Source organism: Microbacterium sp. X-17, from assembly GCF_039615055.1.
The window spans coordinates 733,104-745,637 of sequence record NZ_JBDHNI010000002.1 but is presented as its reverse complement, the minus strand read 5'-3'; the positions used below and the strand labels follow the sequence as shown (position 1 = coordinate 745,637).

At 72.4% G+C, this 12,534-nt stretch carries 13 protein-coding genes and 1 riboswitch; of the genes, 9 read left to right on the top strand and 4 right to left on the bottom strand.

What is annotated here, in order from left to right; all coding sequences use genetic code 11:
* The first annotated feature begins 48 nt into the window (after nucleotides 1-48).
* Entirely contained in the window at nucleotides 49-699 is a 651-nt protein-coding gene (tmk, locus tag ABCS02_RS12045) for a dTMP kinase (protein WP_345835876.1), read from the top strand.
* A gap of 10 nt (nucleotides 700-709) precedes the next feature.
* On the opposite strand, the gene ABCS02_RS12040 is transcribed toward tmk, so the two are convergent.
* Nucleotides 710-2,476: an FAD-dependent monooxygenase gene (locus ABCS02_RS12040; RefSeq protein ID WP_345835875.1), complete on the bottom strand. Its 1,767-nt coding sequence runs from the start codon at nucleotides 2,474-2,476 to the stop codon at nucleotides 710-712.
* A gap of 53 nt (nucleotides 2,477-2,529) precedes the next feature.
* On the opposite strand from ABCS02_RS12040, the gene ABCS02_RS12035 reads away from it, so the two are divergent.
* Nucleotides 2,530-2,973: a MarR family transcriptional regulator gene (locus ABCS02_RS12035; protein ID WP_345835874.1), complete on the top strand. Its 444-nt coding sequence runs from the start codon at nucleotides 2,530-2,532 to the stop codon at nucleotides 2,971-2,973.
* Nucleotides 2,974-2,983: 10 nt separating this feature from the next.
* Here the strand turns inward: ABCS02_RS12035 and ABCS02_RS12030 are convergent, their stop codons facing one another.
* Both ABCS02_RS12030 and thiD read right to left on the bottom strand, forming a co-directional pair.
* Entirely contained in the window at nucleotides 2,984-3,346 is a 363-nt protein-coding gene (locus ABCS02_RS12030; protein ID WP_345835873.1) for a hypothetical protein, read from the bottom strand.
* Nucleotides 3,347-3,455: 109 nt separating this feature from the next.
* Nucleotides 3,456-4,304 carry a bifunctional hydroxymethylpyrimidine kinase/phosphomethylpyrimidine kinase gene (gene thiD, locus ABCS02_RS12025; RefSeq protein WP_345835872.1) on the bottom strand — a complete coding sequence of 283 codons (849 nt, stop codon included), beginning with the start codon at nucleotides 4,302-4,304 and terminating at the stop codon, nucleotides 3,456-3,458.
* A 69-nt stretch (nucleotides 4,305-4,373) separates the two neighbouring features.
* A riboswitch (TPP riboswitch) is annotated at nucleotides 4,374-4,482 on the top strand.
* Between thiD and thiC the strand changes: the two genes are divergently transcribed.
* Nucleotides 4,479-6,212 (top strand): phosphomethylpyrimidine synthase ThiC, encoded by a 1,734-nt coding sequence (thiC, locus tag ABCS02_RS12020; RefSeq protein WP_345835871.1) that lies wholly within the window; start codon nucleotides 4,479-4,481, stop codon nucleotides 6,210-6,212. Its footprint overlaps the riboswitch before it by 4 nt.
* Here the strand turns inward: thiC and thiE are convergent.
* Entirely contained in the window at nucleotides 6,179-6,859 is a 681-nt protein-coding gene (thiE, locus tag ABCS02_RS12015; protein ID WP_345835870.1) for a thiamine phosphate synthase, read from the bottom strand. The two genes, thiC and thiE, sit on opposite strands and share 34 nt — an antisense overlap.
* A gap of 18 nt (nucleotides 6,860-6,877) precedes the next feature.
* On the opposite strand from thiE, the gene thiO reads away from it, so the two are divergent.
* From thiO to ABCS02_RS11985, 6 genes are read left to right on the top strand one after another with little or no spacing between them, the layout of a single operon-like run.
* Nucleotides 6,878-8,092, top strand: coding sequence for a glycine oxidase ThiO (gene thiO, locus ABCS02_RS12010; RefSeq protein WP_345835869.1), 1,215 nt, complete (start codon nucleotides 6,878-6,880; stop codon nucleotides 8,090-8,092).
* A complete protein-coding gene (gene thiS, locus ABCS02_RS12005; protein WP_345835868.1) occupies nucleotides 8,089-8,325 on the top strand; it encodes a sulfur carrier protein ThiS in 237 nt (78 codons plus the stop codon). Before thiO ends, thiS begins: the two co-directional genes overlap by 4 nt.
* Nucleotides 8,288-9,100 carry a thiazole synthase gene (locus ABCS02_RS12000; protein WP_345835867.1) on the top strand — a complete coding sequence of 271 codons (813 nt, stop codon included), beginning with the start codon at nucleotides 8,288-8,290 and terminating at the stop codon, nucleotides 9,098-9,100. The genes thiS and ABCS02_RS12000 overlap by 38 nt, the downstream gene beginning before the upstream one ends.
* Nucleotides 9,097-10,233, top strand: a complete 1,137-nt coding sequence (gene moeB / locus ABCS02_RS11995) for a molybdopterin-synthase adenylyltransferase MoeB (RefSeq protein WP_345835866.1) — start codon at nucleotides 9,097-9,099, stop codon at nucleotides 10,231-10,233. Before ABCS02_RS12000 ends, moeB begins: the two co-directional genes overlap by 4 nt.
* 43 nt (nucleotides 10,234-10,276) lie before the next feature.
* Complete coding sequence (locus ABCS02_RS11990; RefSeq protein WP_345835865.1) at nucleotides 10,277-10,849, top strand: hypothetical protein; 573 nt, start codon at nucleotides 10,277-10,279, stop codon at nucleotides 10,847-10,849.
* Entirely contained in the window at nucleotides 10,846-12,432 is a 1,587-nt protein-coding gene (locus tag ABCS02_RS11985; RefSeq protein ID WP_345835864.1) for a LuxR C-terminal-related transcriptional regulator, read from the top strand. Before ABCS02_RS11990 ends, ABCS02_RS11985 begins: the two co-directional genes overlap by 4 nt.
* Nucleotides 12,433-12,534: the final 102 nt, after the last annotated feature.

Sequence of the window (12,534 nt, the reverse complement as noted above, 5' to 3'; positions counted from 1 at the left end):
GCGGGCGGGCACCGAGAGCGGCGAGCCGGTTCGGTAACATCACTCGCGATGGTCGACACCGTTTCCGAGGGGGGCGCACCGCGCCGCGGGCGCTTCATCGTGCTCGAAGGCCTCGACGCGTCCGGGAAGTCCACGCAGGTCGACCGGCTCGCCGCGTGGCTCGAAACGCGCGGATCGCACGTGCACGTCACGGCCGAGCCGACGAGCGGCCCGATCGGGTCTCTCATCCGTCAGTCCTTCGCGGGCCGCGTGCCACTCGACGACCGGGTCATCGCGGCGCTGTTCGTGGCCGACCGCATCGACCACCTCACGAACGCGCGCGACGGCGTACTCGGCTTCTTGGAGCGCGGGATCGACGTCGTGAGCGACCGCTACGTCCTGTCCTCGCTGGCGTATCAGTCCGGGGACGTCGGGATGGAGTGGGTCCTGCACGCGAACGAGGTCGCGACCCGGCTGCTGCGGCCCGACCTCACGATCTACCTCGACCTCCCCCCGGCGGCGGCGTTGCGGCGCCTCGAGACGCGGCGGGGCATCCCGGACCGCTTCGAGGAGCTGGAGCGCCTGACGCGGGCGTACGCCGACTACGAGCTCGCGATCGAGATGCTGCACGAGAAGGACTCGATCGTCCGGATCGCGGCGACCGGGACGCCGGACGAGGTTGCCGAGCGCGTCCGGGCGGCGGTCGCCGGCGAACTCTGAGCCGGCTCGGTCAACCGAGGCGCGCGGCCTCACCGAAGTCGATCGAGAGAATCGCCCGCATCGCCTCGTCGAGGGCGGCGCGGGGATCCTCCGACAGGCGCGCGATCCGCCATCCGACGTGCTGATCCGGCCGCACGAGCAGCGCACCGGTCTCACCGATCTCGGCGAGCTCGCCCCACCGGCCGTACAGGTCGGCGACCTCGCCGCCCGCGCCGATCCGGAGCGCGGCGATCGGCACGCCGAGGTCGCGCGAGACCTCCTCGGCCGCGGTCAGCCACGCGGCGCCGCGCGCACGCGCGAGGAGGGTGAAGCGCTCGGCGCCGCACAGGTCGAGGGTGGAGACGGTGCGGCCGCGAAGCCCGACCCACGCGTGCGGGATACGGGAGCCGGGCCGGCTCGACATCTGGAAATGCAGCTCGGGGTCCCGGCCGTCGTCGACCGGCGGTGTGCCGTCGTCGATGACGGCGGAGGAGGCGTAGTGGTGGTTCATCTCGGTCCCGTGCGCGTGGTACGAGTAGTCGCGCGCCCGCTTCGCGGCCTGGAACGCGGCGCGACGGCGCTCCCCGGCGTCCGAGTCCTCGAACAGCACCTCGAACGCGGCCTGCCGCTCGGCCGCGGGTGCGGTCGGGTCGATTCCGAGCGAGCGGACCACCTCCGGGTTGTGACGCCAGCTGGCGATCGAGCGATCCACGACGACGCGACCGACCGGCTGCCGCTCGGCGGTGAAGGTGTCCAGCAACGCATCGCCCGCGCCCCAGCGGAGCACCGCCGCGAGCTTCCAGGCCAGGTTGAAGGCATCCTGCACGCACGTGTTGCCACCGAGTCCGCTGGTGGGCGGATGCCGATGCACGGCGTCGCCGGCGCAGAGCACGCGGGCGTCGCGGTACTCCTCGGCGACGACGTTGTTGATGCGCCAGGCGAACGTGTCGAGGATCTCGATGTCGATCGTGTCGTCGCCGATCAGCCCGCGGACCTCGGCCTCGATCTGCGCGAGGTCGCCGTCGGCCATCCGCTCGTCCAGGTAGGCGAAGCCGATCATCCATTCCGTCCACGGGCGCACCATGCGCACGATGGCGTTGCCCATCGCGCCCTCGCGTCCGGGCTGCAGGACCCAGAAGATCGAGCCGGGCCGGTCGGCGACGTACCGGGACAGGTCGGCGCGGACGTGGACGTTGAGCGCGGGGCTCAGCCCGTCGGTTCCGCTCATGGGCAGGCCGAGCGCCTCCGCGACGGCGCTGCGGCCGCCGTCCGCGCCGATCACGTAGCGGGAGCGCACGGTGATCTCGGTGTCGGTGAGCGCGTCGTGCAGCGTCGTCGTCACGCCCTCGGCGTCCTGTTCGAGCGCGATGAAGCTCGTGTGGAACCGCACTTCGACGCCGCGGCGCATCGCCTCCCCGACGAGGATCGGCTCGACACGGTTCTGTGGGAGGTCGCAGCCCGTGCCGGGGCTCGCGGCCGCGTACTCGCCGGCGCGCGCGGGGTCGTTCCCCCAGGTCCACATCCGGCCGAACTCGAGCCCGGCCAGCGAGGTCATCATGGGGAGGTTCGCCATGAGCTCCCCGGGCGTCGCGACGGCGCGGGATGCCTCCTCCAGCCCGAGCGAGCGCAGGACCTCCATCGTGCGCTGGTTGGTGATGTGTGCCCGCGGCGAGCCGGCCACCCAGGCGGAGCGGCTCACCATCATGGTGTCGATCCCGTGCCGCGCGAGCGCGACCGCGGCGGTGGCGCCGGTCAGGCCCGCGCCGACGATGAGGACCTCGGTCTCGATCTGCGTCATGACGACTCCCGATAGTTATGAGGACATGACTATCATGCGGCATGATGGCCGTCATGGTCGATCCGGATTTCGTGTTCGCCGAGCTCGCGGATCTGGCGACCGACGTCGCGCGCGAGATCCGCCAGCACGGACGCGCGAAGCTCACGCCGACGCAGATCCAGGTCATGCGCTACGTGCACCGGCATCCGGGCATCACGCCGTCGGAGATCGCCGCCGCCACGGAGCTGCGCCGCGGGAACGTGAGCCCCGTGCTGACCCAGCTGCGCGGGATGGGGTTCGTGCGCGACACCCCCGACCCGGATGACGCGCGCTCGGTGCGGCTCACCGCGACCCCGCTCGCCGACGAGACGCTCGCCGCCCTGCGCGCGTCGTGGGCCGAGCTCATCGCCCGCTGCTGGCCGGAGGATGCCGACGCCCGCGCGGTCGCGCAGGCCTTGCGCGATCTGCGCGCCGCCCTCGCCGCCGAGCGCGCTCGCGAGCCGGACGAACTCCCCTGACCGACCGCGGTCAGTCGCTCCGCGGTGTCTCGTCCCCGTCGTCCGCTGCGGGCGGTTCGGGAGGATACGCCGAGTACTCGTCGGCGGACTTCTCCGAGATCGTGGCCGACGGCCGCCCGAGGTAGATCGCGTTCGCGCTCTCGCCGGCCCCGCTCGCGCTCGCGCGCGCCGTCGAGCGAGCGCTGCGGCTCACCGCCGCCGCGACGACCCAGACGCCCAGGGCGACCACGAGGACCGGGAAGACCCACTGCCCCACGAACGCCGCGTGCGCCGAGAAGCCGAGGATGCTGGCGACCACATAGGCGCCTCCCGCCAGCACCGCGACGGCGAGCACCACCCACCCCGTGATGCGAACGGCCCGTGATCTACGCATGGTTATCTCCACATCCTCGTGCGTGTGCACCGAGCGTTCGAGGTCGGATGGGGATGAAACTACAACACAGATCGCCTGTTTGTTGGAGTTTCCACAGGCGGGAGCAACGTCACTTGGAGCGTCCAGAGCTTCCTCGCCCATGGAGGCCCTGCAGGCGCCAGGAGGTGTGGAAGTGGTGGAGGGGGCCGGGGCCGGCTCCCACGTCGAGGTCGTCGGCCGACGCGAGGCTGTCCGTGAGCCAGGCCTTCGTCGTGTCGAGTGCGGCGATCCAGTCGCCCAGGCGGGCGCGGTTCGTCGCGAGCGCTGCCGACAGCGAGCATCCGGTGCCGTGCGTGTTCCGTGTCGCGACCCGTGGGGCGGAGATCTCGTGGATTCGCCGGCCGGTCCCGAGCCTGTTCCCGGCATCGACGAGCGCGTCGGGCGAGGCGGGGCCGGCGAGGTGGCCTCCGGTGACGAGGACCGCGACCCCGGATGCCTCGGAGAGCCGCAGCGCCTGCCCGACCGCGGACTCCCAGTCGGATGCGCGCGGTTCGCCCGCGAGGACGGCCAGCTCGTCGAGGTTGGGCGTGATGACGTCGCAGCCGGACAGGAGTTCGCGGAGCGCGCCCACGAGGTCGCCGGAGCCCAGGTCCCCGCCGGTGCTGGCCTTCAGCACCGGGTCGAGCACGACGACCGGCGGGACGGTGCGCGCGAGCCACGCGGCCACCACGGCCGCGTTCTCGCGGGAGCCCAGCATCCCGATCTTGACCGCGTCGATCGTGACGTCGTCGCTCACGGCGTCGAGCTGCTCGGCGAGGAACCCCGCCGGCGGGGTGTGGATCGCGCGGACTTCGGTCGTGTTCTGCGCCACGAGGGCGGTGACGACCGCCATCCCGTAGCCGCCGTTCGCGGCGATGCTCTTCAGGTCCGCGTGGATCCCCGCACCGCCCGTGGGGTCGGTCCCGGCGATGCTGAGCACGCGGGGGATCATGGGCGGCCTTCCGTCGGGGGAGCAGCGTCACGATAACAGGCGATGTTGTAGGGTTTCGCGTATCCACACGGGTGCCCTCGCAAGGGCTGAGATCGGGCTGACGCGGCCTGCGACCGTTCGAACCTGTCCGGGTCATGCCGGCGAAGGAAGTAGGAGCCCTCGATGGGATCTGCCCGTTCTGCACACTCTCTGGCCCATCTGCACGACACGGAGCACGACATCCACGTGCCCGTCAGTCGGATCGCACTGGAGCCGTCGCCCGACGGCTCGGTCAACGAGCCGCTGACCGTGTACCGCACGGAGGGGCCCGGCAGCGATCCGGTCCGCGGGCTTCCGCCCCTGCGGGAGGGGTGGATCGCCGCCCGCGCGGACACCGAGACCTACCCCGGTCGCGACCGCAACCTCGAGGACGACGGGCGTTCTGCGCTGCGCCGGGGCGCGGCATCCGCGGAGTGGAAGGGCGTGAAGCCCCCGATCCGCCGCGCGAAGCCGGGGCGCACCATCACTCAGATGCGCTACGCCCGCGACGGCGTCATCACGCCGGAGATGCGGTTCGTGGCCCTGCGGGAGAACTGCGACGTCGAGCTGGTCCGCGCGGAGGTCGCCGCCGGCCGGGCGATCATCCCCAACAACGTGAACCACCCGGAGTCGGAGCCGATGATCATCGGCAAGGCGTTCCTCGTGAAGATCAACGCGAACATCGGCAACTCGGCCGTGACGAGCTCGATCGCCGAGGAGGTCGCGAAGCTGCAGTGGGCGACCACGTGGGGCGCGGACACCGTGATGGACCTCTCCACCGGCGACGACATCCACACCACACGGGAGTGGATCCTCCGCAACTCGCCCGTCCCGATCGGCACCGTGCCGATCTACCAGGCGCTGGAGAAGGTGAACGGCGACGCGTCCGCGCTCACCTGGGAGGTGTACCGGGACACGGTCATCGAGCAGTGCGAGCAGGGCGTCGACTATATGACCGTCCACGCCGGGGTGCTGCTCCGGTACGTGCCCCTGACGGCGGAGCGCGTGACCGGGATCGTCTCGCGCGGCGGATCGATCATGGCGGGATGGTGCCTGGCCCACCACGAGGAGAACTTCCTCTACACGCACTTCGACGAGCTCTGCGAGATCTTCGCGCAGTACGACGTCGCGTTCTCGCTCGGCGACGGCCTGCGGCCGGGGTCGATCGCCGACGCGAACGACGCCGCCCAGTTCGCCGAACTGGACACGCTCGCGGAGCTCACGAAGCGTGCGTGGCGGTACGACGTGCAGGTGATGGTCGAGGGTCCGGGGCATGTGCCGTTCCATCTCGTGCGGGAGAACGTGGAGCGCCAGCAGGAGCTCTGCGACGGCGCCCCGTTCTACACGCTCGGGCCGCTGGTGACCGATGTCGCGCCCGGGTACGACCACATCACCTCGGCGATCGGCGCCACCGAGATCGCCCGGTACGGCACGGCGATGCTCTGCTACGTGACCCCCAAGGAGCATCTCGGCCTCCCCGACCGGGACGACGTGAAGACCGGCGTCATCACGTACAAGATCGCGGCGCACGCCGCCGACCTGGCGAAGGGCCACCCCGGCGCTCAGGCCCGCGACGACGCGCTGTCGAAGGCCCGGTTCGAGTTCCGCTGGCGGGACCAGTTCGCCCTGTCGCTGGATCCGGACACGGCCGAGGAGTTCCACGACGAGACGCTGCCGGCCGAGCCAGCGAAGACCGCGCACTTCTGCTCGATGTGCGGCCCGAAGTTCTGCTCGATGCGGATCTCGCAGGACATCCGCGACCAGTTCGGCGGCGTCACCGAGCAGCAGCGGGTGGCGGGGATGGCCGCGAAGTCGGCCGAGTTCGCGGAAGCCGGCGGGCGGGTCTACCTCCCGACGCCGACGCTCGGCCAGCGGTGACCGATCTCGAGGGGCGGGAGGGCGGCGCGCAGCCGCCGCGCGCTCTCCGCGGGATCGTCCGCCTCGGTGATCGCCCGCACCACCACGACCCGCTCGGCGCCGGCGGCGACGACCTCGCCGATCGTCGCGTGGTCGATGCCGCCGATGGCGAACCACGGGCGGGACGAGGATCGCTGCGCGACCTGGCCGGCGGCGTAGCGGACGAGGTCCGTGCCGACCGCCGCCCGGCCGGGCTTGGTCGGGGTCGCCCAGACGGGTCCGACGCAGAAGTAGTCCAGATCGTCCGCGCCGACCGCGGCATCCACCTGGGCGGTCGTGTGGGTGGACAGTCCGAGGATCGTCTGCGATCCGACGACAGTGCGCGCGAGATGCGCGGGCAGGTCCTTCTGACCGAGGTGGAGGACCGGCGCCCCCGCGATGCGGGCGATGTCGGCGCGGTCGTTGACGGCCCACAGCGCGCCGTGCCGGGAGGCCGCCTCGGCGAGCGTGCTCAGCACCTCGAGCTCCTCGCCGCCTTCGAGCGTCTTGTCCCGCAGCTGGATGATGTCGACCCCGCCGGTGAAGGCGGCGTCGACGAAGTCGGCGAAGTCGCCCTGGCGGCCGCGGGCATCCGTGCAGAGGTAGAGCTGGGCGGCGGCGAAGGGCATGACGTCAGCGTATCCGCGGTGCGTCCGCGCTCCGATCGGACGGCCGTCGACGTCGCCGTCATCGGGGCCGGGATCATCGGCCTGAGCATTGCGTGGCGGGCGGTGCAGAGCGGCCGGTCCGTGCGCGTGATCGACCCCGAGCCCGCGCGCGGCGCGACGTTCGCCGCGGCCGGGATGCTCGCCCCGGTCGGCGAGTACCACTACCAGGAGCACGACCTGCTGCCGCTCATGCTCGCGTCGGCCGCCCGGTACCCCGAGTTCGTGCGCGAGCTCTCGCCCTCGGGCGAGCCCACCGGATACGTCCGCAACGAGACGCTGATGGTCGGCGTCGACCACGGCGACCGGCAGGAGCTCGCCGACGTCCACCTCGCCCACCGCCGGTGGGAGCTGGAGGTCGAGCCGATGACGACGCGCGAGGCGCGGCTGCGGGAACCGCTCCTCGGCCCGCAGGTGACGTCCGCGTACCGCGTCTGCGGCGACCACCAGATCGATCCGCGCATCCTCGCGGCCCGGCTGCTGGACGAGCTGGCGCGCAGCGATGCCGCGGAGATGGTGCACGAGCACGTGATCGGACTCGTGCGCGGCGACGCGGCCGATCCGGAGTCGCGCGTCGTGGGGGTTCGCCTCGCGGATGGCACGACCCTCGCGGCCGGGGAGGTCGTCGTCGCGAACGGCCTGGGTGCGACCGCGGTCGAAGGGCTCCCGGACCGGCTCGACCTCCCGCTCCGCCCGGTCTTCGGCGACATCCTCCGGCTCCGCGTCCCGGGCACGCTCCGTCCGCTGCTCACGATGACCGTGCGCGGGCGCGTCCACGGCAAGAACGTCTATCTCGTCCCGCGCACCGACGGCACGCTCGTGGTCGGTGCGACCCAGCGCGAGGACGGCCGGCCCGGCATCTCGGTCGGCGGCGTCCACGACCTGCTGCGGGACGCGCAGGAGATCGTGCCCGCGGTCGCGGAGCTGGAGCTGATCGAGGCGACCGCTCGCGCCCGGCCGGCGACGCCGGACAACGCGCCGCTCCTCGGCCGGGTCGGCCGGGACGGGGGTGGCGACATCCCGGGCCTGGTCGTCGCGACCGGCTTCTTCCGCCACGGTGTGCTGCTCGCGCCGGCCGCCGCGGACATCTGCCTCGGCCTCCTCGAGGACCGCGGCGACGCGCGCTGGGACGCGTTCCGGCCCGACCGCTTCTCCCGACCGGACGCCGCCGCGACGGCAGGAAGGACCCTCCGATGATCCGCATCACCGTCAACGGCGAGCCGCGACGCATCGACGCGCGACCGACCGTCGCCGACCTCGTCGAGGAGCGCACCGGCATCCGCGTCGCCCCCGACGGAGGCCTCGCGGGAGCGGCGCTGGGGATCGCCGTCGCCGTCAACGCCGCCGTCGTCCCGCGCGGCGGCTGGTCGGCGACCGTGCTCGCCGACGGGGATGCCGTCGAGATCGTCAGCGCGACGCAGGGAGGCTGACGTGAACCCGGACCCCCTCCGTATCGACGGCGTCGAGCTCACCTCGCGGCTCATCATGGGCACGGGCGGTGCGGCCAGCCAGGTCGGTCTCGTCGACGCCCTCACCGCGTCCGGGACGCAGCTGACGACGGTCGCGATGCGCCGTCACGATCCCTCCGCGGCCGGCTCCCTGTTCCGGGCGATCGTCGACGAAGGCATCCGCCTGCTGCCCAACACCGCGGGCTGCCTCACGGCCCGGGAGGCGGTGCTCACGGCGGAGCTCGCGCGCGAGGCGCTGGGGACGAACTGGATCAAGCTCGAGGTGATCGCGGACGAGGACACCCTGCTCCCGGATGGCGCGGAGCTCGCCGCCGCGACGGAGCAGCTCGTCGCCCGCGGCTTCGTCGTCTTCGCGTACACCAACGACGATCCGGCGCTCGCGCTCCGGCTCGAGCAGCTCGGCGCGGCCGCGGTCATGCCGCTCGGCGCGCCGATCGGCACGGGTCTCGGCATCCTCAATCCGCACAACATCTCCCTGATCGTCGAGCGCGCGAGCGTCCCGGTCGTGCTGGACGCGGGCATCGGGACCGCGTCGGATGCCGCGCTCGCCATGGAGCTCGGCTGCGACGCCGTGCTCCTCGCGACCGCGGTCACCCGCGCGCAGGACCCGGTCGGGATGGCCGCCGCGTTCCGGCACGCCGTGATCGCGGGGCGGCTCGCGGCCCTGTCCGGGCGGATCCCGCGGCGCGACCGGGCGCTGGCCTCGTCCGCGATGGCCGGACGGCCGGATCTGTGAGCCCTCTCGTCGAACCGGCACCCGGGCTGGAGCCGCAGGAGCTCGACCGGTACTCCCGGCACATCCTCCTGCCGGAACTGGGTGAGATCGGGCAGCGGAGGCTGAAGAACGCGCGCGTGCTCGTCGTCGGGGCCGGCGGCCTGGGCTCCCCGGTGCTGCTCTATCTCGCGGCGGCCGGCGTCGGGACGATCGGAATCGTCGACGACGATCGCGTGGAGGCGAGCAACCTGCAGCGTCAGGTGGTCCACGGCGTGGAGGACGTCGGACGCCTCAAGGTCGAGTCCGCCCGCGATGCCCTGCGCGCGATCAACCCGCTCGTCCGCGTGGAGACGCATCCCGTCCGGCTGACCACGGACAACGCCGGGGAGCTCTTCGCGCGGCACGACCTCGTGGTCGATGGCGCCGACAACTTCGCGACCCGCTATCTGGTGTCGGATGCCGCGGAGCTCGCCGGGAAGCCGGTGGTGTGGGGCTCGATCCTGCGGTTCGGCGCCCAGGTCAGCGTGTTCTGGAGCGCCCACGGTCCGACCTACCGCGACCTCTACCCGGATGCGCCACCCCCGGAGTCGGCCCCCTCGTGCGGTGAGGCAGGCGTGCTCGGCATGCTCTGCGGCGTGGCCGGGTCGATGATGGCGGCCGAGGCCGTGAAGCTCATCACCGGGTCGGGTCGGTCCCTGCTCGGCCGCCTCTCGGTCTTCGACCTGGCCGACGCCACCTGGCGGGAGCTGCGGGTCGTCCCGGATCCCGCGCGACGGCCGGCGTCGAGGCTCGAGCCCGCGCCGGATGCGTGCGCGGTTGAGGCGGCCCCGCGCTCGCTCGATGTGCACGAACTCGCCGGGCTGCTCCACGAGCGCACCGAGGGTCGGGCCGCGTTCGACCTCATCGACGTCCGGGAGCCCGACGAGGTCGCGCTCGCCCGCATCCCCGGCTCGCGCTCGGTTCCGCTCAGCCGGCTCCGGCGCGAGGGCGTGCTCGACGGGATCCCGCGCGAGAGCCGGATCGTCCTGTACTGCAAGGCCGGCCCCCGCGCACGTGCCGCCGCATCCCTCCTCCGCGAGACGGGTTACACGGACGTCCGCGTCTTCGATGGCGGCATGGACGAGTGGGGACGGGCAGCCCGAGCCGCGTCGTGACGATGCCATGATGTGAAGTTCCCCCCACTCGCAAGGAGCTTCCATGACCACGCACCAGGGCGTTCGGGCGCCTGATCGCCGACTTTCGCTTCACGCGATGCTGCTGTGGACGGTCGCGGCGGGTGCGGCGGGTGCGGTCGTCGTGGCGGCGTTCTCGCCGTTCAGCGCGGCGACGGCGGCCTTCTCCCCGCCCCTCTATGCGCTCCTCGCCGGCGCGTACAGCTTCTTCCCGTTTCTCGTGCGCCGGGTCCTCGGATACCCGTGGGCGGCGACGGCGGCCGGGGTCGTCGCCGGCGCCCTCTCCGCGCCGTTGAGCCCGATCGGCGTCCTCGTCCTCGTTCCGTTCGTCGCCGGCGGAGCCGCCTACGACACGGTCCTGTGGGCCGTCGCGAGAATCCGCCGGGGTCAGCGCACGCCGGCCTGGGCCTACGCGGTCGCGGCGGTGGCATCCGCACTCGTCCTGCTCGTGGTCTCCCTGCCGCTTCTGTCGCCGGTGCACCAGCTCCCGTTCGCGCTGGCCGCCGTCTTCGCGGGCCGCGTAGCGGGGCAGTTGACCGCGTCGGGGTTGGCGGGTGTCGCCGGCCGCCGGCTTCTCCGCGCCGGCACCGATCGATGAGCGACCGACCGGACGATCCGGACGCGGTCACGGCCGATTGGCAGGGGTCGGAGTTCGCATCGTCGGTCGCCGCCGGCGACCTGGCGGCGGCGAACGCGCAGGTCCGCCGGTCGTGGTTCGAACTGCTCCGATCGCACGGGGACGATCTCCGCGTCGCCCTGGACTCGATCCCCGCCGCCCGGCTGCGCGACTACCCGCTGCTCACGATGATGTTGGGGGTCTGCTACAACGGCATTCCCCATCGGCGGATGCGGGCGCTGCGCCACTTCGCCACTGCGGTCCGCGCCGCCCGTTCCGAGCGGGTGGCGCTCGACACGGTGGACCGTGCGTTGATCCTCGTGAGCGAGAGTGCCGTCTACCGGCTGATCGGACGCCCCGCGATGGGGATCCGACCGGCGCGCTCGGCGATCCGGATGCTGAATGCGATGTCCGCGTCCGACCTCGAGACCGTCAGCTCGCTCCCTCGGATCTACTCGCAGGCAGGGGTCAGCCTGTACTACGCGGGGGAGATCGACGACGCCCTGGCGGCATTCCGGACGGGCCTGTCCGAGGCGTCGGACCAGCAGTCATCCGACGGGTTCAGCAGCCTCGCCATGCTCGCCGGCATCCACGCGTGGCGGGGGGAGCTCCCCGAGGCTCGCGTCTACATCGAGCTCGCGCGCGGCGCGGAGTGGTCGGACGAGCAGCGCTCGATGTACACCGGCACGTTCTACCGGCTCGCTGAAGCGCTCGTCGCTCTCGAGCGTTTCGACCCGATGACGGCTCGCGACCAGCTGTCGGCCATGGTCAACGACCCGCGCACGATCGAGCACTGGATCGCCATCGCCGTGACCCGTGCCCGGACCGCCCTCGTCTCCGGCCAGCCGGGCGACGGGCTCTCGGGGCTCGACGCATACGCCGCGACCCGCAGCGAGGGGCGATCCGCGGGCGCCCGCGCCCAGTTGGCGTCGACGCGGGCGCTGCTTCAGCTGGCGATGGGCGGACGCGATGCGGCGGCGGTCATCCTCCGACGCGACGCGCCTTCCGGGCCGCAGCGCCATGTCGCTCAGGCCCGGGTCGAGCTCGTCGCCGGCCGCAACGGCGCAGCGCTCCACGAGCTCGGCAAGATCGCCGGCGAGGATGTCGCCCCGCGCCTCACCGCGGAGGCGGCCGCGATCGAGGCCGCCGCATTGCTTCGTCTTCCGTCCAGCGTCCGTGCCGCCGCGGCGATCGAGCACCTCGGTTCGGTGCTGGAGCACACCGGGCTGCGCTCGCCGCTGGCATTCGTCCCGCCCGCCGACCTCGATCGGTTGCGTGGCGCCCTGGTCGCGCAGGGATACGGCCGGCTGTTCGACGGACTCGACATCCGATCGGTTCTGCCCGATCCGGGCGCGGCCACGGTCCTGAGCGAACGTGAGCTCGTCGTCCTCGCCGCACTCATGCGTCAGGGGTCGCCGGCGAAGATCGCGTCCGAGCTCGTCGTGTCGGTGAACACCGTGAAGACGCAGTTGCGCAGCATCTATCGCAAGCTCGGTGTGTCCAGCAGAGACGAGGCCATCGCGGTCGCTCTGGACCGGCATCTCCTGGTGCGTCCCGACCGCTGAGCCGGCTGGGTGATCCCGGGGTGAAGTCGCCCGCCCGCGCTTGCTGCGCGTTCGCCCGTCCCGATTCGCTGTGAGGGCGGGCCTCAGAGCCCGCGGTCGATT